This window comes from Streptomyces sp. NPDC020780, assembly GCF_044334475.1.
In the GTDB taxonomy this organism is placed as follows: Bacteria; Actinomycetota; Actinomycetes; order Streptomycetales; family Streptomycetaceae; genus Streptomyces.
This window is the reverse complement of record NZ_JBIRTB010000019.1, coordinates 80,370-100,803: the sequence shown is the minus strand read 5'-3', so window position 1 is coordinate 100,803 and position 20,434 is coordinate 80,370. Positions and strand designations below refer to the sequence as shown.

Here is a 20,434-nt window from a genome sequence, read left to right as displayed (position 1 = left end):
CTGACTCACTTGACGACTCCTTCATGCCGCTGAACAGGGGATATGCACTGCAAGGGGGACCGCGTCCCCACTCTCCGGCCGTTGCTCGCGGTCGCCGGGCCACCTCGCCAGTCGGGCCGAAGCCCATTGCGTCCTACCTGGCCTTTAGCGGGATTGCAGCGTCCCCGCCCTCTGCGTTCGTGCAAGTCGAAGCAGCCCAAAGAAGGCCCCTTCTGCGTGGCCCATCGCCCTTTCCGGAAGTTCCGGATCGGGCGATGGCCACAACCAAGAGACTGGACCGGTGGACCGGTCCAGTCAAGTGATGGGGTCACGCTTCATTGTGTCGCGGAGACAGAAAGTGCAGGTGGGGTGGCATTTCTAGGCAGTAAAAAAGCTGAACCGGTGGACCGGTCCAGCAGTTTCGTTTGCCGCTTTCTGCCTACATTGCGTAGGTGTCGACCTGTTCGAACAGTGAGGACGGTGTGACGCCTTCCTCGCAGACCAGCGGCTTCCCCTGCTCGTCGTACGCGGTGTGCAGCAGCACAGCTACCGGCGTCCCCTCCTGTACCCCCAGGCGGTCCGCGTCCGCCTCCGACGCGCCGCGCACTGTGGTTACGTCCACGCCTTCTGCCGGGCCCCGTCCGGTCTGACGTCGGACATATCGCGTCGTCCCTTCTGCGATCGGGGCGGTATCTGCCAGGCGCGGCGAGACCTCCGCTACCTCCGGCGGGAACCACGCTTCAACGCAGCTATTCGGTGTTCCGTCCGGGAGCTGGAGCACGCGAACGCGCCGGAGCGCCTTCACTCCGGGTGCGAGGCCAAGGGCGGCGGCAACGCGGGCAGGGGGTTCCGCCCAGTCGGGCTCACCGACGCGCAAGAACGGCATCCCGCCCAAGATGCGCGCCGACCCGGCGCGGCGAGCGCCGGCGGGGCGTGCAACGGGCGTCTCCGTAACCACGAACCCGGTTCCCTGCTTGGCCACGACCACGCCGTCGTTTCGCAGCACATCGACAGCCTTGATCGCGGTGGCGCGTGACACATCCCACTGCTCGGCCAGTTCTCGGCCCGACGGAATTGTGTCCCCGGGCGCGATCTCACCAGCGGCGATGCGGGCGCGCAGGAACTCTGCGATCTCTTCGTACTTCAGGACTGCCATGGCTTCCCCTATTTCCTGCGCTGGACTGGTCCACCGGTACACACGATACTGCGACCATGTCGAATCTCGAATTGGCTCCCTCCGTGATGCGGTTCTATGGCGAGACGGTCAACGAGGACAGCCGCCTGCGCAGCTCGGCAGACGGTCGGATGGAACTGGTCAGAACTCAGGAACTCCTCCGACGCTTTCTGCCCCCCGCGCCGGCGCGCGTGCTCGACGTGGGCGGGGGGACTGGGATTCACGCTGAATGGCTGGTGAAGGACGGCTACGACGTCGCCCTGGTGGATCCTGTGCCCCGTCACGTTGAGACCGCGTCGGTGGTGTGCCCGGCTGTGGTCGGCGACGCGCGCGATCTGCCCGACCCGGACGACACTTTCGACGTTGTGCAACTCCTCGGGCCGCTCTACCACCTGCCCGACCCGGCCGACCGGCAACGGGCGCTGGCGGAAGCCTCCCGCGTGGCCAAGCCCGGCGGACTGATCGCCGCCGCCGCGATCAATCGCTATGCGTCGCTCTTCGAACACGTCACGTACGCCCACCTGCACACCGAGCGGATTCACAACTCCGTCTCCAAGATTCTGGAGACGGCGGTCTACGACGGATCGCGGGGGTTCACCCTGTCGTACTTCCACCGGGCCGAAGAGCTGGTGACGGAGCTGGTCGCCTCCGGGCTTGAGAACGTGCAGGTCTTCGGCATCGAGGGCCCGGCCTGGTCGCTGGTGAAGGCGGCAGAGCAGCAGCCGGGCGAAGGTCCCACGGATGAGCTGATCGCCTCAGCCATGGACGCGGCCCGCATGGCAGAGCCGTACCCGGAACTCCTCGCCGCCAGCTCGCACCTCTTGGCCGTCGGTACGGTTCCCGCCGGCAACGGCGACTGACGGCCCTGACCTGCGGACGAGGCCATGGGGCCGGGCCGTCTGTGGGCCGTCGAAGGGCCGCCGACGACGACCTACAACCACCATCAATGACCGGCACCGGCCCGCCCGGGTCGCCGCTGAGCTGGGCGACGACCCGGGGCACCTCGGCGTGTCTGCGACACTGGATGAACCATGCCAAAGCCCGGAGAACTCACTTTCGTCGCGCCCCGCGGAGCCAAGAGGCCGCCGCGGCACCTCGCCGACCTCACGCCCGACGAGCGCAAGGAAGCAGTCGCCGCGATCGGCGAGAAGCCCTTCCGCGCCAAGCAGCTGTCGCAGCACTACTTCGCGCGGTACGCGCACGACCCGGCGGAGTGGACCGACATCCCGGCCGGATCGCGGGACAAGCTCGCCGAGGCGATGTTCCCCGACCTGATGTCCGTGGTGCGCCACATCAGCTGTGACGACGACACCACCCGCAAGACGCTCTGGAAGCTGCACGACGGGACGCTCGTCGAGTCCGTCCTCATGCGGTATCCGGACCGGGTGACCATGTGCATCTCGTCCCAGGCGGGGTGCGGGATGAACTGCCCGTTCTGCGCGACCGGGCAGGCGGGCCTCGACCGTAATCTGTCGACCGCGGAGATCGTCCACCAGATCGTCGACGGGATGCGGGCCCTGCGCGACGGAGAGGTTCCGGGCGGACCTGCACGGCTGTCCAACATCGTCTTCATGGGCATGGGCGAGCCCCTGGCGAACTACAAGCGGGTGGTCGGGGCGATCCGCCGGCTGACCGACCCGGAGCCGGACGGGCTCGGACTCTCCCAGCGGGGGATCACCGTCTCCACGGTGGGCCTGGTGCCTGCCATGCTGCGCTTCGCCGACGAGGGCTTCAAGTGCCGCCTCGCCGTCTCCCTGCACGCCCCCGACGACGAGCTGCGCGACACGCTCGTCCCCGTGAACACGCGGTGGAAGGTCCGGGAGGTCCTGGACGCGGCCTGGGAGTACGCGGAGAAGTCAGGCCGCCGTATCTCCATCGAGTACGCGCTGATCCGCGACATCAACGACCAGGCCTGGCGGGGCGACCGGCTCGGCCGGCTGCTCAAGGGCAAGCGGGTGCACGTCAACCTGATCCCGCTGAACCCGACGCCCGGCTCGAAGTGGACCGCCTCGCGGCCCGAGGACGAAAAGGCGTTCGTCGAGGCCATCGCGGCCCATGGCGTACCGGTCACGGTCCGTGACACACGGGGCCAGGAGATCGACGGGGCCTGCGGACAGCTGGCGGCCGCCGAGCGCTGAGACGCGGAGCGGAGCAGCCCGCCCGGAGCAGCCGCGGGCGTGTACCGGCGGGCCGGGTGGGGTGACGGGCCGGCGGGCCGATGGGCGCGCGACCGATCCGGCCGGGCGGGCGTGCGGGCTCCGCAGGGCGGGGCGCGCCGGACCCGGGCGGCCGGCAGGCCGTGATCCGGTCGGCAGGGTGTCATCCGGCCGGGGGAGCGTGATCCGGCCGGTGTAGCCTGTTCCGGACATCAACTTCATATTCCGACAGGGGAGCGCCACAGCGCTGAGAGTGCGGCACCGAGGACAGGTCGGCCGCAGACCCTCTGAACCTCGCCCGGGTCATTCCGGGTAGGAAGTTCGGACTTTACTCAAGCTGTTGCGCCCTGCCCGCTCACGGAGCGGGCAGGGCCGCGTCTCTTCCTGGTCATCTCCAGGAGGAATCATATGAACACCACCACGCGGTACGCGGCGACGGCGCTCGCCGCAGCTCTCGGGGTCACCGTGCTCGCGGGCTGCGGGGACGCCGACGATAAGGCTTCCGGTGACCCGGGGGCCGGTTCGAAGACCGTCACCCTGGTCAGCCATGACTCGTTCAACGCCTCGGACGCCGTCCTGAAGGCGTTCACCGAGGAGACCGGCTACAAGGTAAAGGTGCTGAAGAGCGGCGACGCCGGAGCCGCGCTCAACCAGGAGATCCTGACCAAGGGTTCCCCCCGCGGCGACGTGTTCTTCGGCGTCGACAACACACTGCTCTCCCGCGCCCTGGACAACGGCCTGTTCACCCCGTACGAGGCCAAGGGCCTCGACCGTGTCGCCGCCGCCACCCGGCTCGACCGGGACAAGCACCGGGTCACGCCCGTCGACACCGGGGACGTCTGCGTGAACTACGACAAGAAGTACTTCGCCGACAAGAAGCTCGACCCGCCGAAGACCTTCGACGACCTGCTGAAGCCCGCGTACAAGAACCTCCTCGTCACGGAGAACGCCGCGACCTCCTCGCCCGGCCTCGGCTTCCTCCTGGGTACCGTCGCCGCCCACGGCGAGACCGGCTACCAGGACTACTGGAAGAAGCTGAAGAACAACGGCGTCAAGGTCGTCGACGGCTGGGAGCAGGCCTACAACGAGGAGTTCTCCGGCTCCGCGGGCGGCAGGAAGGCCAAGGCGGACCGGCCGCTCGTCGTCTCCTACGCCTCCAGCCCGCCCGTCGAGGTGCTGTACGCCGAACCGCGGCCCACCGAGGCCCCGACCGGTGTCGCCACCGGCACCTGTTTCCGCCAGATCGAGTTCGCCGGGCTGCTGGACGGCGCGAAGAACGAGGCGGGCGGCAAGGCGCTGCTGGACTTCCTGATCAGCAAGCGGTTCCAGGAGGACATGCCGCTCACCATGTTCGTCAACCCGGTCGCCGCGGACGCGAAACTGCCGGAACTCTTCACGAGGTTCGGCGCGCAGGTCGGCAAGCCGGCGACGGTCTCCCCGGAGAAGATCGCCAAGAACCGTGAGCAGTGGGTCCGGTCGTGGTCCTCGCTCGTCGTGAAGTAACCGCGCGTCCCTCGTGGAGGGGAAACGCGGTGCGGCTCGGCCTCATGACCCTGCCCGCCGCGTTCTTCGCGCTGTTCTTCGCCTACCCGGTCGTCGCGATCGTCGGCCGGGGGCTGAAGGCGGACGGCGTCTGGCAGTTCGGCCGGGTCGGTGAGGTACTGAACCGGCCGGACATCCTCGACGTCCTCCGGTTCACCACCTGGCAGGCCCTCGCCTCGACGGCGCTTACCCTCCTGCTCGCGCTGCCCGGTGCCTACGTCTTCGCCCGGTTCGACTTCCCCGGCAAACAACTGCTGCGGGCCGTGGTGACCGTGCCCTTCGTCCTGCCGACCGTCGTCGTGGGCACGGCCTTCCTGGCGCTGCTGGGGCGCGGCGGGTTCCTCGACGAGTTGTGGGGCATCCGGCTCGACACCACCGTCTGGGCGATTCTGCTCGCACACGTGTTCTTCAACTACGCGGTCGTCGTACGGACCGTGGGCGGCCTGTGGTCCCAGCTCGACCCCCGCCAGGAGGAGGCCGCACGGGTGCTCGGCGCCGGACGCCTGGCCGCCTGGCGGCGGGTGACCCTCCCCGCGCTGGCCCCGGCCGTGGCCGCCGCCGCCCTGATGGTCTTCCTCTTCACGTTCACCTCCTTCGGAGTCGTCCAGATCCTCGGCGGCCCCGCCTACTCCACGCTGGAGGTGGAGATCTACCGGCAGACCGCGCAGCTGCTCGACCTGCCGACGGCCGCCGTGCTGACCCTGGTGCAGTTCGCGGCGGTCGGCTCCGTCCTCGCGCTGCACGCGTGGACGGTACGGCACAGGGAGACGGCCCTGAAGCTGGTCGATCCGGCGACCACCGCCCGGCCCCCGCGCGGGGCAGGCCAGCGGGCTCTGCTCGGCGGTGTGCTGCTGACCGTGCTCCTCCTCATCCTGCTGCCGCTCGGTGTGCTGGTGGAACGCTCGCTGGACACGTCCGGAGGTTACGGTCTCGGCTTCTACCGTGCGCTGCAGTCCGCCGAGGCCGGCGGCTCCACCTTCCTCGTCCCCCCGCTCGACGCCATCGGCAACTCCCTGCGCTACGCCCTGGTCGCGACCCTCATCGCCCTCCTGATCGGCGGCCTGGCCGCCGCGGCCCTCACCCGGCGGGCGGGGCGGCTGGTGCGTGGTTTCGACGCGCTGCTCATGCTTCCGCTGGGGGTGTCGGCGGTCACCGTCGGCTTCGGCTTCCTGATCACCCTCGACAAACCGCCCCTCGACCTGCGCACGTCCTGGATCCTCGTACCGCTGGCCCAGGCGCTGGTCGGCGTCCCGTTCGTCGTACGGACCATGCTGCCCGTCCTGCGCGCGGTGGACGAACGGCTGCGTGAGGCGGCCGCGGTGCTCGGCGCCTCACCGCTGCGGGCCTGGCGCGAGGTGGACCTGCCGCTGGTGCGCCGGGCACTCCTGGTGGCCGCGGGATTCGCGTTCGCCGTGTCACTCGGGGAGTTCGGGGCGACCGTCTTCATCGCCCGTCCGGACAACCCCACCCTGCCCGTGGCGGTGGCGAGGCTGCTGGGGCGGTCCGGGGAGCTCAACTACGGGCAGGCGATGGCCCTCAGCACCATTCTGATGCTCGTCTGCGCGGTGTCGCTGCTCGTACTCGAACGTATCCGCACCGACCGATCCGGGGAGTTCTAGAGATGCTGGCAGTGGAGTCGGCCACGGTCAGGTTCGGCGGGCGTACCGCGCTGGACGCCGTGGACCTGGAGGTCGCCGACCACGAGATCGTCTGTGTGCTGGGACCCAGCGGCAGCGGAAAGTCGACGCTGCTGCGGGCCGTCGCCGGACTGCAGGGACTGGACGGCGGGCGGGTGCTCCTGGACGGTGCCGACCAGGCCCCCGTGCCCGTGCACCGGCGCGGGCTCGGGCTGATGTTCCAGGACCACCAGCTGTTCCCGCACCGGGACGCCGGCGCGAACGTCGCCTTCGGGCTGCGGATGCACGGAGTCTCCCGCGCCGAGCGGGACCGCAGGGCGGACGAACTCCTGGACCTGGTCGGCCTCCCCGGAGCAGGGCGGCGGGCCGTCGCCGCCCTGTCCGGTGGCGAACAGCAGCGGGTCGCCCTGGCCCGGGCGCTGGCGCCCCGCCCGAAGCTGCTGATGCTGGACGAGCCGCTGGGCCAGCTGGACCGGAGCCTGCGCGAACGGCTGGTGGTCGAACTGCGCACCCTCTTCGGCCGGCTGGGCACGACGGTGCTCGCCGTCACCCACGACCAGGGCGAGGCCTTCGCGCTCGCCGACCGGGTGGTGGTCATGCGGGACGGCCGGATCGCCCAGGCGGGGACCCCGCTGGAGGTGTGGCAGCAACCCGCGTCCGCCTTCGTCGCCCGGTTCCTCGGCTTCGACAACGTGGTGGACGCGACCGTCACCGGCCGGACCGCCGACACGGCCTGGGGCAAGGTGCCGGTACCCGGCGGCTCCCCCCAGGGCCCGGGCGAGCTGCTGGTCCGGCCGGGCGGGGTGCGGATCGGCGGCCCGGAGGACGGACTGCGCTGCACCGTCGGAGTACGCACCTTCCGCGGCCACCATGTGACCGTCGTGCTGCACCCCGGCGACGGACCCGCCCTGGAGGCGGAGTGCGGTCTGCGGGACACGCCGGACGAGGGGGCCGCGGTGGGAGTCACCTTCGACGTGGCGGAGACCGTGGTGCTGCCCCCGGCCGGTCAGTGACGGTGGTTCTCCCCGCCCGCGACCACCAGACCCCGTTCGTACGCCAGGATCACCGCCTGAGCGCGGTCCCGCAGCCCCATCTTCGCGAACAGCCGGTTGATGTGCGTCTTGACGGTGTGGTCCGTGATGGCCAGCCGGCCGGCGATGTCCGTGTTGGACAGGCCGCGGGCGATGAGCAGGAGGACCTCCACCTCGCGCGCGGTGAGGCCCGCCACATCACGCGGGTGCGCCGGGCCGGGCCGGTGCCGCACGAACTCGGCGATCAGACGTTTCGTGATCTCGGGCGCGAGCAGCGCGTGTCCGCCCGCCACCACCCGTACCGCGTGCAGCAGTTCCGGAAAGGTCGCGTCCTTGAGGAGGAAGCCGCCGGCCCCGGCGGCCAGGGCGTCGTACACGTACGCGTCGAGGCCGAACGTCGTCAGCATCAGGGCCTTGGTGGCGCCGCCGGACGCCGCGACGATCTCGCGCGCCGCCTCTATGCCGTTCACCCCGGGCATCCGTATGTCCAACAGCGCCAGATCCGGGCGGAGTTCGGCGGCGCATCGGATGGCCTCGGCGCCGTCTTCGGCCTCGGCGACCACCTCGATGTCGGGCTGGGTGCCGAGCAGCCCGACGAACCCCGTCCGGACGACGGCCTGGTCGTCGGCCACGAGCACGCGGATCACCACGGCAGTTCCGCCTCGACGAGGAAGCCGCCGGCCGGCCCCCTGCCCGCGGTGAGCCGGCCGCCCAGCAGCGCGGCCCGCTCACCCATGCCCACCAGCCCGTGGCCCCGGCCGTCCGGCTCCGCGGCGGACGGGCCCGGGCCGTCGTCGCTCACACGGACCGACAGCAGGCCGTGCCGGTAGCCGATCTCCACCCGGGTGTGCGCCCCGGGCGCGTGGCGGCGCGCGTTCGTCAGAGCCTCCTGCACGATCCGGTACGCCGACAGCTCCCAGGAGGCGGGCAGCGCCGTCCGCTCGCCGAAGACGTGCAGTTCGGCCGACCCGCCCACCGTGCGGTGCTGCTCCACCAGTTCCTCCAGTCCGGCCAGCGACGGCTGGGGGACCCGCAGCGCCGCGGTCTCGGCGCCCGTGCGCAGCACCCCCAGCAGGCGGCGCAGTTCCGCCATGGAGGACCGGGCGGTCCCGGCGATCTGCTGAAAGGCGTCCCGCGCCGGTTCGGACAGTCCCGGGGTGGTGTACGTGGCGCTCTCGGCCTGCACCGCGATCATGGAGACCGAGTGCGCGATCATGTCGTGCAACTCCCTTGCTATGGCCGTTCGTTCCGCCTCCGCCGCCTGGCGGCGCTCCATCGCGAGCAGCCTCGACTGCGCGGCCGCCCGTTCGTGCCGGGTCTCCTCCCGGGCCCGTACCGCGTCCCCCATGCTCACGGCCCCCAGAATGATCACCGTCAGCACCAGCGTCTCCGCGTACAGCCCGAGAGTGAACCGGTCACCGCCCTGGAGCACGGGCAGACCGGGTGAGCCCGCGCGCGTCCAGCGGTCGATGTGCACCAGGTTCACGGTGAGCGACGCCAGGGCCCCGCAGATCACCAGCAGCGCCGGATGCTGCACCCGGTGCCGTCCCAGTGTGTAACTGCCCATGAGGGCGCCCGCGAGGGTGGCGTACGCCATGTTGCCGTCGGTCCCGAAGCTGAGCAGCGACCCGCCGACGGCCAGGAAGCCGACGGCGGGGTGGGAGCGGCGCCACATCAGGGACGCCGTGCAGATCAGCACGCCGAACGCCGTGACCGCCGAGCCCGGCACGAGGGCCAGTTCCACGACGGCGAACGCGGTCAGGGTGCCCCCGGTCCACCAGGGATACCCGGGCGCCGCGGCCCAGCCGCGCATCCGTTGCCGTACCCGCCCGGCCAGGGCGCTGCCCGCCTCAGTGGTCGTCCCGCTCATGAGACGCATTGTTCGGCACGGTGGGCCGTTACCGCGTCGGCGCAGGGGTGGAGATCCCCGAGCGTTGTCATGCCACGGGTTGACGTGGAAGACCGCATCCTGGTGTGACGCCCTGTGACCAGGGCTTTTCTAGCCTCCATCGCATGGGCGAAGCGGCAGTTCACGGTCCGCCCGCCCGGGGACGGCCCCGGGCGGCAACGGGCATCCGGGGCGGGAGGGCGGGCGGTTGCGCCTCCCGTCTGCGGCAGTACGAGGAGGCGCTGAACGGCCCGTGGTGGTGGACCGCCTGCGCGGTGGCGGCACTGACTCTCGCGGGTCTCTCCACGCTCACCCCGCACCGCGTGTGGGGGGTGGTGGGTGCGGCCGGCTACACGGCGGCGGCCTGGCTCACCGTGCGGAACGGCCGCACGGGCCGCGGCGCCACGGTGCTCACCGTGGCCGCCGCGGGGGCGGCGGTACTGCCCCTGCTGATCCTCCTCACCGTGGGCCGGGCGCAGTCGGAGGTCGCCGTCGTCGCGCGCTCGGCCGGACTGCTGCTGTCCACCGGCAGCCCGTACACCCCGCACCCCGGTGTGGCGGCGGACTTCGACCCCTACCTGCCGGGCATGGCCGTCTTCGGGCTGCCGCAGGCCCTGGCAGGCACCGGGCCCCTCACCGATCCGCGCCTGTGGACGGGGGCCGCCTTCTTCGGCGCGCTGGCCCTCTCCGCGCGTGGGCTGCCGCTGCTGTGGCTCGCCGCCTGCCCGGTCCTCGCACTGCCACTCGCCGTCGGCGGTGTCGACCTGCCCGTCGTCGGCCTGATGTGTCTGGGGCTGGCCCGGGCAGGGCGGGGCGCGGCGGGGAGTGCGGGGTTCGCGCTCGGACTCGCCGCCGCCCTCAAGTGGACCGCCTGGCCCGCGCTACCGGTGGCCCTGGCGCTGCTGGCGGTGAACCGCAGGGGCAGTCAGGACGACCCGGCAGCCCGGGGGAGCGGCCCGGGTGCGGCACTGCGCTGCGGCGCGCTCGCCCTGCTCACGGCCGCCGTACCGGTCCTCCCGGTCGCCCTGCGTGATCCCGGGGTCTTCACCACCCATGTCGTCGCCTTCCCGCTCGGCCTGACCGACACCGTGTCCGCCGCGGCGAGTCCCCTGCCCGGTCACCTTCTCGCCGCCCACGTACCCGCGGGCCGTGGCATCGCGCTCGCCCTCCTCGCCGCGAGCGCCCTGCTGATGGCCGTGTCCCTGTTCGTACGGCCACCGGCGACCGGACCCGCCGCCGCGCTGCGGGTCGCGCTCGGACTGTCCCTGGCCGTCGTCTTCATGCCGGCCAGCCGGTTCGGCTACCTCGTCTATCCGCTGACGCTCGCGGTGTGGGCGGCGGCCGGCCACCGGCCCGCTCCGGCGCGGAAGGACCTCCCATGACCCGTACCCTCGTCGTCACCAACGACTTCCCGCCGCGCCAGGGTGGCATCGAGACCTTCGTCCACGCGATGACCCGCCGCTTCCCCGCCGATTCCGTCGTGGTGTACACCTCGTCCGAGCCCGGGGCCGCCGGCCACGACGCGGCCCTCCCCTACCCCGTGATCCGCGACCCGTCCGGCACGCTCCTGCCCACCGCACGGGTGGCCGCCCGGGCGGTGGCGCTCGCCCGCCACCACCGCTGCGACAGCGTGTGGTTCGGGGCCGCCGCGCCGCTCGGCCTCATGGCGGACCGGCTGCGCCAGGAGGCCGGGATACGGCGGATCGTCGCCACCACCCACGGTCACGAGGTGTGGTGGGCCCGGACACCCGGCACACGCGCACTCCTGCGCCGGATCGGAGCCCGGACCGACACGGTCACCTACCTCGGTGCCGCCACGCGCGCGCCCATCGCCGCCGCGCTCGGGCCGGTCGCCGCCCGCCGCATGGTGCGCCTGGTGCCGGGCGTCGACAGCGACGCGTTCGCCGCCCCGGCCCGGCGCGGAGGCGACCCCGCGGGGGTGCGCGCCCGGTACGGACTGGGCGACGGGCCGGTGATCCTCTGCGCCGCCCGGCTCGTGCCCCGCAAGGGCCAGGACATGCTGATCCGCGCCCTGCCGGCGGTGCGGCGCGCCGTACCCGGCACGGTGCTCCTGCTGGTCGGCGACGGGTCCTCCGCGCGCTCCCTGCGACGGCTGGCCGAGGCCACCGGAGGCGGGGACGCCGTCGTCCTGGCCGGCGGGCAGCCGCACAGCGCGATGCCCGGCTTCTTCGCGGCGGCCGACGTCTTCGCGATGCCCTGCCGCACCCGCCGCGGCGGGCTGGAGGTGGAGGGCCTGGGCATCGTGTTCCTAGAGGCGGCCGCTGCCGAACTCCCGGTCCTGGCCGGGGACTCGGGCGGGGCACCCGACGCCGTGCGGGAGGGGGAGACGGGCCACGTCGTGGACGGCCGGGACGTGCCCGCGATCGCGGCCCTGCTCGCCGGGCTCCTGCGGGACCCGGCGGAGGCGGCGGCCATGGGCGAGCGGGGCTGGGAATGGGTGCGTGCCGCGTGGGGGTGGGACGGGACGTACGACCGGCTGGCGGCTCTCCTCGGCGCGTGAGACCTGGGCACGGGGACGGCCGGAGACACAGGGGCCGTGGGTGGGGTTACCGCGCGAGGGCATCGACAACGCGCCGCCCTGCACCACGCGTTCAGCCGGTCAGCCGTCCCCGGTCACCGTCCGCGCAGCCGGTCAGCCGGTCACCCCTCCCGGGTCAGCCGGGTGAGCGCCGCCGGGGCCTCCTCCACCGTGTCGACGAGGGCGATACGCGACTCCATCGCCCGGCCCGCGGCCAGGGCGCTCAGCAGCGGCCAGGCCGGCAGCTTCTCCGTCCAGTGCGAGCGGCCCACCAGCACCATCGGCGTGGGCGCGGACCGCGACTCGTAGTAGTTCGGCGTCGCGTTGTCGAATATCTCCTGCACGGTCCCGGCCGCGCCGGGCAGGAAGATGACGCCCGCCGTCGAGCGGGCCAGCAGCCCGTCCTCGCGCACGGCGTTCGCGAAGTACTTGGCGATGTGGCCGGCGAAGGCGTTCGGCGGCTCGTGCCCGTAGAACCACGTCGGGATCGCGACCGACGAACCGCCCTCCGGCCAGCGCTCCCGTACGGCGAAGGCGGCCTGCGCCCAGTCGGTGACCGAGGGGCTGAACGACGGTACGCCGGCGAGGATCTCGCAGGCCTTGGCCAGCATCGCGTCGGAGTGCGGGGCGGAGTGGGCGCCGAGGTTGGCGGCCTCCATCGCGCCGGGGCCCCCGCCCGTGGCGACCGTCAGGCCGGCGCGGGTCAGTTCCCTGCCGAGCACGGCCGCGCCCCGGTAGGCCTCCGTACCGCGTGCCATGGCATGACCACCCATCACGCCCACCACCCGGGCCCCGGCGAGGTGTTCGTCCAGCGCGTCGGAGACCGCGTCGTCGTGCAGTGCCCGCAGCATCGAGGAGAAGACGTCGCCGTCCGTACCGGTCCGCCGGAACCAGCGGTAGGCGAGCGCGTCCGGCGTCACCTCGTAACCGCCCTCGGCCAGTCCCTCGTACAGGGCTTCGGGGGTGTACAGCAGGCCGCGGTACGGGTCGAAGGGCAGACCGGGCACCGGCGGGAAGACGAAGGCCCCGTCCGCCCGTACCTTGGCCTCCGCGCCGGCGTCCATCCGGCAGCCGAGGAAGACGGCGCCCCGGGTGTCGGTCGCGAGCAGGGCGGCGCCACGGTCCGTCAGGTCGACGGCCTGGATCCGGTGACCGGCGAGACTCCCGGCGGCGACGGCCAGGTCGAATGCGGCGAGCGTCTCGATCTCGACGCCGGGTGCGTAGGTGTTCTCGTCCGGTATCTCCACGCCGTCATGCTACGGACCTTCCGCCGGCGGGCTGTCACCCCGTCAGCGGAAGGGCCGCCAGCTCCGCGATCGCCCAGGTCAGTGGGGCGAAGACGGCCAACAGCACCAGCGCGCGCAGGGCGGTGGCGGAGCGCAGCACGGCGGCCGGGGCGCCGAGCCGCAGCAGGGACTCGGCGGTCCGGGCCCGGGACTGCTTCGCCTCCAGCGCCGTGGTCAGCAGCGTCGCCGTCGAGCAGCCGAGGACGAGTACGGCGCCGAGCGTGGTGAGCGGTCCGAAGGGGCGCGGCCCGTCCGTGTACAGGGCCGTGGCCGCGATCACGCCCGACAGCACCGCGCAGACGACGCCGAGCGGGCGCCCGATCCGGCACGCCTCGTCCATCAGCACCCGGCCCGCCAGGAGGCGTACGGCCCCGGGGCGCACCGCCTGCAGCAGCCGCCCGCACAGGTAGGTGAGGCCGGGCCCCGCCATGGCCAGGCCGATCGCGGTGAGGACCCAGCCCGCCAGCACGCTCGCCGGGGTGGAGTCCAGTCGCCCGGGCAGCGGGAAGGCGCTGCCCGGCGTCCCGCGGCCGGCGTACGCCTCGACGGCCAGCCCGGCCGCCGTGAGCGCCACCCCCCACGGCAGCCCCGTGGGCACCGGGGCCGGGGCGAGCTCCTCCTCGGTTGCCTGGGCCTCGGACGGGGCGGCCGGCCGGGAGCGCAGGGCGAGTCCACCGGCCACGGCCGAGGTCAGCGGCACCAGGGCCAGCAGCGTGAGCGCCGCCGCGAGCGGCAACGGCGTCCCCGCGCCCAGGAACTCGGCCGCGCCGCCGTCGAACGGCAGCCCCGTCAGGTCCCCCCGCAGGTGCAGGAAGAAGAGCAGCGCCACCACCGAGCCGAGTGTGGTGGACACCGCGGTCGAGGCCGCCGCGAGGACGGACAGCCGCACCGGCCCGAGCCCGGCGGCGAAGATCCCGGGGCGCGGTCGGGTGCTCGGATCCGTGCGGGCGACCGCGACCGCGAGCTGGACGGTCGCGGCCAGCGGCACCGCGCACCACAGCAGCCGCAGCACCGAGTCCGAGGCGTGCGCCGGATGCCCGGACGCGTACCCGAGGGTGCACAGGAGCAGGAAGCCGACCCCCGCCGACGCCGAGGCGAGGAGCAGCCGCCGGACCAGGACCAGGGGGTGGGAACCGCGGGTCAGACGGAGAGCGAGCACGCCGAGCGGCCTTCCGTATCGGACGCGGCGGGCAGGGCGACGGTGGTGACGCGGCGGCCGTCCAGCAGGGCGACCGTGCGGTCGGCGAGGGTGGCGATCTCCGGGTCGTGGGTGGCGAGTACGACCGTGATGCCGTGGGACCGGGCCGCAGTGGTCAGGGTGCGCAGCAGCAGTGCGCGCTCAGCCCGGTGCAGCGAGGCGGTCGGCTCGTCGGCGAAGATCACCGTCGGTGAGGCGGTCAGGGCGCGGGCGACGGAGATCCGCTGGCGCTGGGCCTGCAGCAGGGCGTGCGGACGCTTCTTGGCGAGCGGACCGATGTCGAGGCGCTCCAGCCACTCGGTGGCCGCCTTCTTCGCCGCCCGGTGGGAGACGCCGCGCAGCAGCAGCGGCAGGGCGGCGTTCTCCCAGGTGGTCAGCTCCGGTACGAGCTGGGGCTCGGCGGCGATCCAGCCGAAGCGGTCGCGACGCAGCTGTTCGCGCATCCGCGGGCCCATGGTGTGCACGGGGACGCTGTTGAACCAGACCTCGCCCTCCTGGGGCACGAGCTGGCCGGAGAGGCAGTGCAGGAGCGTCGTCTTCCCGCTCCCGCGGGGTCCCGTCACGGCGAGGATCTCGCCGTCGCGGACACCGAGGGACACACCGCCGAGCCCCGGCGATCCGTTGTGGGAGTGCTGCAGGGAACGTGCCCAGAGCACGTCGTTGTCCGGCGGGGCAACCATGGCGTACACCTCGGTTCGGATCAGATCTCACATCCCCCGTACGGGGGAACGAAGACAAGGCCGATGGGTCACAGGGCACGCTAGGTAGTAGGACCGGGGTGTCGGTACAGCACGCGGCCCGGACGCTCCCCTTCTCACTCGGACGGGTGCATTCGGGCCGCGGTGGACCGTATGAAATGACTTCCGGGAGCCGTGCGGGCGACCCCGGAGCGCCGGTCAGAGCTTCGTCCAGGCCTCTGTCAGGACGGTCCGCAGGATGCCCTCGATCTCGTCGAAGGTCGACTGGTCGGAGATCAGCGGCGGCGCGAGCTGGACGACCGGGTCGCCGCGGTCGTCGGCCCGGCAGTAGAGGCCGTGGTCGTACAGCGCCTTGGAGAGGAAGCCGTACAGGACGCGCTCGGTCTCCTCGTCGGTGAACGTCTCCTTGGTGGCCTTGTCCTTGACCAGCTCGATGCCGTAGAAGAAGCCGTTGCCGCGCACGTCGCCGACGATCGGCAGGTCGTGCAGCTTCTGCAGCGTGGTGAGGAAGGCGTTCTCGTTGTCGAGGACGTGCTGGTTGAGGCCCTCGCGCTCGAAGATGTCGAGGTTGGCGAGACCGACCGCGGCGGAGACCGGGTGGCCGCCGAAGGTGTAGCCGTGCAGGAAGGTGTTGCCTCCCTCGTAGAACGGCTCGGCCAGCCGGTCGGAGATGATGCAGGCGCCGATGGGGGAGTAGCCCGAGGTCATGCCCTTGGCGCAGGTGATCATGTCCGGTACGTAGCCGAACTTGTCGCAGGCGAACATCGTGCCGAGGCGGCCGAAGGCGCAGATGACCTCGTCGGAGACCAGCAGTACGTCGTACTTGTCGCATATCTCGCGCACGCGCTGGAAGTACCCGGGCGGCGGCGGGAAGCAGCCGCCGGCGTTCTGCACGGGCTCGAGGAAGACCGCGGCGACGGTGTCGGCGCCCTCGAAGAGGATCTCCTGCTCGATCTGGTCGGCGGCCCAGCGGCCGAAGGCCTCCGGGTCGTCACCGAAGAGCGGGGCGCGGTAGATGTTGGTGTTCGGCACCTTGTGCGCGCCGGGGACCAGTGGTTCGAACGGCGCCTTGAGGCCCGGCAGACCGGTGATGGACAGCGCGCCCTGCGGGGTGCCGTGGTAGGCGACCGCACGCGAGATGACCTTGTACTTGGTCGGCTTGCCCGTGAGCTTGAAGTATTGCTTCGCCAGCTTCCACGCCGTCTCGACGGCCTCGCCGCCGCCGGTGGTGAAGAAGACCTTGTTCAGGTCGCCCGGGGCGTAGTCGGCGAGCCGCTCGGCGAGCTCGACGGCCTTCGGGTGGGCGTAGGACCACACCGGGAAGAAGGCCAGCTCCTGCGCCTGCTTGTACGCCGTCTCGGCGAGCTCGTGACGGCCGTGGCCCGCGTTGACCACGAACAGGCCGGAGAGGCCGTCGAGGTAGCGCTTGCCCTGGTCGTCGTAGATGTAGGTGCCCTCGCCACGCACGATGGTGGGAACGGGCGCGTTCTCGTAGTCCGACATGCGGGTGAAGTGCATCCACAGGTGGTCGTACGCGGTTCGGCTGAGGTCCTTGCTCACGGCTATCGGGTTCCCCACATGTAGGTCTGCTTCTTGAGCTTGAGGTAGACGAAGCTCTCGGTGGAGCGCACTCCGGGAATGGCCCGGATGCGTTTGTTGATCGTCTCCAGCAGGTGGTCGTCGTCCTCGCAGACGATCTCCACCATCAGGTCGAACGAGCCCGCGGTCATCACCACGTACTCGCACTCGGCCATGGCCGCCAGAGCCTCGGCCACCGGGTCGAGGTCGCCCTCGACGTTGATGCCGACCATCGCCTGGCGCCGCAGGCCCACGGTGAGCGGGTCGGTGACGGCGACGATCTGCATCACGCCCTGGTCGAGCAGCTTCTGCACGCGCTGGCGTACAGCCGCTTCGGAGAGGCCGACGGCCTTGCCGATCGCGGCGTACGGACGGCGTCCGTCCTCCTGGAGCTGCTCGATGATCGCGAGGGAGACGGCATCGACCGCTGGTGACGATCCGTTCCCGGTCCTGGAGTCTGCGCTACGACTGGCCACGTCCCCACTCTGCCTCGGTACTCGTCTGTCTGGCAACCCTGATTCAATGAAATTCGTTGTCCGGGGGTCTTTTTCACACTGAATCCGAAGTGACTGAGCGGCGGGTATGTCGAAAGCGTCACCGGACCGTCTAGGCTGGGGTGTCTCACTCATCGGACAGCCGACAGGAGGGGTGGTTGTGACCACCGAGGTGCGCCGTCTGCGCAACTACATCAACGGAGAGTTCCGGGACGCCGCGGACGGGCGGACCATCGACGTGGTCAACCCGGTGACGGAAGAGGTCTACGCGACCTCGCCGCTCTCCGGACAGGCCGACGTCGACGCCGCCATGGAAGCCGCCGCGGCCGCCTTCCCCGCGTGGCGCGACGTGACGCCCGCCGACCGCCAGAAGGCGCTGCTGAAGATCGCGGACGCGTTCGAGGAGCGGGCGGAGGACCTCATCGCGGCGGAGTCGGAGAACACCGGCAAGCCGCTGGAGCTCACCCGTACCGAAGAGGTCCCGCCGATGGTGGACCAGATCCGCTTCTTCGCGGGCGCCGCCCGGCTGCTGGAGGGCCGCTCGGCCGGCGAGTACATGGAGGGCCTGACCTCCATCGTGCGCCGTGAGCCGGTGGGCGTCTGCGCCCAGGTCGCCCCGTGGAACTACCCGATGATGATGGCCGTCTGGAAGTTCGCCCCGGCGCTCGCCGCGGGCAACACCGTCGTCATCAAGCCGTCCGACACCACCCCGGCGTCGACCGTGCTGATCGCGGAGATCATCGGGCAGATCCTGCCCAAGGGCGTCTTCAACGTCATCTGCGGTGACCGTGACACGGGCCGCGCCATGGTCGAGCACCCGACCCCGGCGATGGCCTCCATCACCGGCTCCGTACGGGCCGGCATGGAGGTGGCCGGGTCCGCGGCCAAGGACCTCAAGCGCGTCCACCTGGAGCTCGGCGGCAAGGCCCCGGTCGTCGTCTTCGAGGACGCCGACATCCCCAAGGCCGTCGAGGGCATCTCCGGCGCCGGCTACTTCAACGCCGGCCAGGACTGCACGGCCGCCACCCGCGTCCTGGTGCACGAGTCGGTCCACGACGAGTTCGTCACCGCCCTCGCCAAGGCGGCGGCCGACACGAAGACGGGTGCGCCGGACGAGGAGGGCGTGCTCTACGGGCCGCTCAACAACGCCAACCAGCTGGCCCAGGTCAGCGGGTTCATCGAGCGGCTCCCGGCGCACGCCAAGGTCGAGGCGGGCGGCCACCGGGTCGGTGACAAGGGGTACTTCTACGCCCCGACCGTCGTCTCCGGTCTCCAGCAGGACGACGAGATCATCCAGCACGAGGTCTTCGGCCCCGTCATCACGGTGCAGTCCTTCACGGACGAGGCCCAGGCGCTCGCCTACGCCAACGGCGTGGAGTACGCACTGGCCTCGTCGGTCTGGACGAAGGACCACGCCCGCGCGATGCGGATGTCCAAGAACCTCGACTTCGGCTGTGTGTGGATCAACACCCACATCATGCTCGTCGCCGAGATGCCGCACGGCGGTTTCAAGAAGTCCGGCTACGGCAAGGACCTCTCCGCGTACGGCTTCGAGGACTACACGCGGATCAAGCACGTCATGACGTCGCTGGACGGCTGACGGGCCGCCCCGCAGACGGACGGCCCCGGGCTCCTGCCCGGGGCCGTTCCCGTGCGCCGGGACGAGGGCCGAACGGCCGCCGTCACCCCCGGAGTTGAACGTGTTCATGTGGGGCGTACGCTGCGGGCATGAGCGAGCGAGGCGCCCTTCTGAGGCGCATACGCGTGTGGCTGGCCGTCTTCATCGTCTGCCTGGTCCTGAGCGGGCTGACCGCCTTCCCGCTGGTCCACGAACTCCGCTGGGCCGAGGACCTGATGAACTCCTCCGCCTCTCCCGTGCCCGAGCACTTCCCCGCCCTCGCCGAGTGGATCACCCGGGTCCGCACCGGTCTCGACGAGGCCGACGCGCGGTACCCCTTCGTGCTGTACGGCACCGACTGGCTGGCCTTCGCCCACCTGGTCATCGCGGTCGCCTTCCACGGGCCCTACCGCGATCCGGTCCGCAACATCTGGGTCGTCGAGTTCGGGATGATCGCCTGCGCCGGGATCATCCCGCTGGCCCTGATCTGCGGGCCGATCCGGGACATCCCATTCTGGTGGTCCGTCATCGACATGTCGTTCGGGGTCTTCGGCGTCATCCCGCTGCTCGTCGTGCGGCGCATGATCAAGCGCCTGGAGTCGTTGGAGGGGGCGCCGGCCGACCCGCCCGCACCCGTCCCCGCGGTCTGACCCAGGCCTTCCCGGGCGCCACCTCCGGAACGTCGACTACGTGGCCACCGGGCTGCCGGAGGCGGGGATGTCCTCGCCGCCCGGCCGGTGGCTCCACACCCGCGCGTGCCGGGCGGCGTCCGACCGTGTGCGGGCGGGGGCGGGTCCGCGCGGTGGGCCGGGCTCGCTCACGTCCCCTCCCGGGGCGCCGGGCGAGGCATCACGGACGGTCGGGCACCGGATCTGCTGCCGGACGGACCGGGCGCCGGCGCCGGCCGGGAACCGCGGGTCGCGCGCCGCGGTCGAGCACCGAGCGCAGTGCGTCGACGCGGTTGGTGGTGATGGAGTCGACACCGTACGACAGCAGCCGGCGCATCGTGCGCTTGGTGTCGGCGGTCCAGGCGGAGACCAGCAGCCCGTCGCGGTGGACCCGGTCCGTCAGTTCGCGACCCACCAGCCCGAACCGGTAGTTCAGCCAGCGCGGCCGCACGGCCGCGAGGAGTACCGGGCGAGGAGGGGCCGGCGTCGTCCAGGTCAGGGCGATCTCGGCGGCCGGGTCGGCGGCGCGCACCCGGAGCATGGCTTGCGTGTCGGCGCAGTAGTACGCCCTCCCGGCAGCCCCGCACTCGTGCACCACGTCGACGATCCGGCGTACCGACGCGTCCGTGGAGCCGGGCAGGTCGACCATGATCCGGTGGCCGTCCGTCGCCAGCAGCGCGTCGCGCAGCGTGGGCACGCCGCCCCGGGTCATCTCGGTCAGCTCACGGTGGCCGAGCCGGTCCAGACGGACCTCGTGCCCCCACAGGCGCTCCAGGGTGGAGTCGTGGAGGAGCACCGGCACCCCGTCGCGGGTCACGCGGACGTCGATCTCGACCGCGTCCGCCCCCCGTTCGACGGCGGACCGGATCGAGGGGAGCGTGTTCTCCCGGGCGCGGTAGGGGTCGCCGCGGTGGGCCACGACGGTGACGGAGTTGTCCATGGGGTCAT

At 71.8% G+C, this 20,434-nt stretch carries 18 protein-coding genes and 1 riboswitch; of the genes, 9 read left to right on the top strand and 9 right to left on the bottom strand.

Annotation, left to right across the window (positions count from 1 at the left end; all coding sequences use genetic code 11):
* Positions 1 to 418: 418 nt before the first annotated feature.
* Positions 419 to 1,135, bottom strand: a complete 717-nt coding sequence (locus ACH4VO_RS28820) for a GntR family transcriptional regulator (RefSeq protein WP_360994660.1) — start codon at positions 1,133 to 1,135, stop codon at positions 419 to 421.
* A gap of 56 nt (positions 1,136 to 1,191) precedes the next feature.
* Here ACH4VO_RS28820 and ACH4VO_RS28815 point away from each other — a divergent pair, with 56 nt between their 5' ends.
* From ACH4VO_RS28815 to ACH4VO_RS28795, 5 genes are all read left to right on the top strand, one after another.
* Positions 1,192 to 2,013: a methyltransferase domain-containing protein gene (locus ACH4VO_RS28815; protein ID WP_360994657.1), complete on the top strand. Its 822-nt coding sequence runs from the start codon at positions 1,192 to 1,194 to the stop codon at positions 2,011 to 2,013.
* A gap of 171 nt (positions 2,014 to 2,184) precedes the next feature.
* Entirely contained in the window at positions 2,185 to 3,291 is a 1,107-nt protein-coding gene (rlmN, locus tag ACH4VO_RS28810) for a 23S rRNA (adenine(2503)-C(2))-methyltransferase RlmN (RefSeq protein ID WP_360994654.1), read from the top strand.
* A 238-nt stretch (positions 3,292 to 3,529) separates the two neighbouring features.
* Positions 3,530 to 3,646: riboswitch (TPP riboswitch) on the top strand.
* A gap of 71 nt (positions 3,647 to 3,717) precedes the next feature.
* Positions 3,718 to 4,812, top strand: coding sequence for a thiamine ABC transporter substrate-binding protein (locus ACH4VO_RS28805; RefSeq protein WP_360994651.1), 1,095 nt, complete (start codon positions 3,718 to 3,720; stop codon positions 4,810 to 4,812).
* A gap of 44 nt (positions 4,813 to 4,856) precedes the next feature.
* Entirely contained in the window at positions 4,857 to 6,470 is a 1,614-nt protein-coding gene (locus ACH4VO_RS28800) for an iron ABC transporter permease (protein WP_360994648.1), read from the top strand.
* A gap of 2 nt (positions 6,471 to 6,472) precedes the next feature.
* On the top strand, positions 6,473 to 7,501 hold the full coding sequence (locus tag ACH4VO_RS28795) for an ABC transporter ATP-binding protein (RefSeq protein ID WP_360994645.1): 1,029 nt from the start codon (positions 6,473 to 6,475) through the stop codon (positions 7,499 to 7,501).
* Here the strand turns inward: ACH4VO_RS28795 and ACH4VO_RS28790 are convergent.
* Together ACH4VO_RS28790 and ACH4VO_RS28785 are read right to left on the bottom strand one after the other, a co-directional pair.
* Complete coding sequence (locus ACH4VO_RS28790) at positions 7,495 to 8,169, bottom strand: response regulator transcription factor (RefSeq protein WP_360994643.1); 675 nt, start codon at positions 8,167 to 8,169, stop codon at positions 7,495 to 7,497. The genes ACH4VO_RS28795 and ACH4VO_RS28790 overlap by 7 nt on opposite strands.
* Positions 8,163 to 9,389: a sensor histidine kinase gene (locus ACH4VO_RS28785; protein ID WP_360994640.1), complete on the bottom strand. Its 1,227-nt coding sequence runs from the start codon at positions 9,387 to 9,389 to the stop codon at positions 8,163 to 8,165. The genes ACH4VO_RS28790 and ACH4VO_RS28785 overlap by 7 nt, the downstream gene beginning before the upstream one ends.
* A gap of 143 nt (positions 9,390 to 9,532) precedes the next feature.
* Here ACH4VO_RS28785 and ACH4VO_RS28780 point away from each other — a divergent pair, with 143 nt between their 5' ends.
* Complete coding sequence (locus tag ACH4VO_RS28780) at positions 9,533 to 10,789, top strand: hypothetical protein (protein WP_360994637.1); 1,257 nt, start codon at positions 9,533 to 9,535, stop codon at positions 10,787 to 10,789.
* Positions 10,786 to 11,928 carry a glycosyltransferase family 4 protein gene (locus ACH4VO_RS28775; protein ID WP_360994634.1) on the top strand — a complete coding sequence of 381 codons (1,143 nt, stop codon included), beginning with the start codon at positions 10,786 to 10,788 and terminating at the stop codon, positions 11,926 to 11,928. The genes ACH4VO_RS28780 and ACH4VO_RS28775 overlap by 4 nt, the downstream gene beginning before the upstream one ends.
* 140 nt (positions 11,929 to 12,068) lie before the next feature.
* Here the strand turns inward: ACH4VO_RS28775 and ACH4VO_RS28770 are convergent, their stop codons facing one another.
* The 5 genes from ACH4VO_RS28770 to ACH4VO_RS28750 form a co-directional block, all read right to left on the bottom strand.
* Entirely contained in the window at positions 12,069 to 13,193 is a 1,125-nt protein-coding gene (locus ACH4VO_RS28770) for a Rossmann fold nucleotide-binding protein (RefSeq protein WP_360994631.1), read from the bottom strand.
* A gap of 34 nt (positions 13,194 to 13,227) precedes the next feature.
* Positions 13,228 to 14,391 (bottom strand): hypothetical protein, encoded by a 1,164-nt coding sequence (locus ACH4VO_RS28765; protein WP_360994628.1) that lies wholly within the window; start codon positions 14,389 to 14,391, stop codon positions 13,228 to 13,230.
* Positions 14,373 to 15,110, bottom strand: coding sequence for an ATP-binding cassette domain-containing protein (locus tag ACH4VO_RS28760; protein WP_360994626.1), 738 nt, complete (start codon positions 15,108 to 15,110; stop codon positions 14,373 to 14,375). Before ACH4VO_RS28760 ends, ACH4VO_RS28765 begins: the two co-directional genes overlap by 19 nt.
* Positions 15,111 to 15,326: 216 nt before the next feature.
* Positions 15,327 to 16,706 carry an aspartate aminotransferase family protein gene (locus ACH4VO_RS28755; RefSeq protein WP_360994623.1) on the bottom strand — a complete coding sequence of 460 codons (1,380 nt, stop codon included), beginning with the start codon at positions 16,704 to 16,706 and terminating at the stop codon, positions 15,327 to 15,329.
* Positions 16,691 to 17,182 (bottom strand): Lrp/AsnC family transcriptional regulator, encoded by a 492-nt coding sequence (locus tag ACH4VO_RS28750; protein ID WP_069170433.1) that lies wholly within the window; start codon positions 17,180 to 17,182, stop codon positions 16,691 to 16,693. Before ACH4VO_RS28750 ends, ACH4VO_RS28755 begins: the two co-directional genes overlap by 16 nt.
* Before the next feature lie 178 nt (positions 17,183 to 17,360).
* Here ACH4VO_RS28750 and ACH4VO_RS28745 point away from each other — a divergent pair, with 178 nt between their 5' ends.
* Positions 17,361 to 18,800, top strand: a complete 1,440-nt coding sequence (locus ACH4VO_RS28745) for a gamma-aminobutyraldehyde dehydrogenase (protein WP_360994620.1) — start codon at positions 17,361 to 17,363, stop codon at positions 18,798 to 18,800.
* A 128-nt stretch (positions 18,801 to 18,928) separates the two neighbouring features.
* Positions 18,929 to 19,468 (top strand): hypothetical protein, encoded by a 540-nt coding sequence (locus ACH4VO_RS28740; RefSeq protein WP_360994617.1) that lies wholly within the window; start codon positions 18,929 to 18,931, stop codon positions 19,466 to 19,468.
* Between the two features lie 199 nt (positions 19,469 to 19,667).
* Here ACH4VO_RS28740 and ACH4VO_RS28735 read toward each other — a convergent pair whose 3' ends face one another.
* On the bottom strand, positions 19,668 to 20,426 hold the full coding sequence (locus ACH4VO_RS28735) for a glycerophosphodiester phosphodiesterase (protein WP_360994614.1): 759 nt from the start codon (positions 20,424 to 20,426) through the stop codon (positions 19,668 to 19,670).
* Positions 20,427 to 20,434 lie beyond the last annotated feature (8 nt).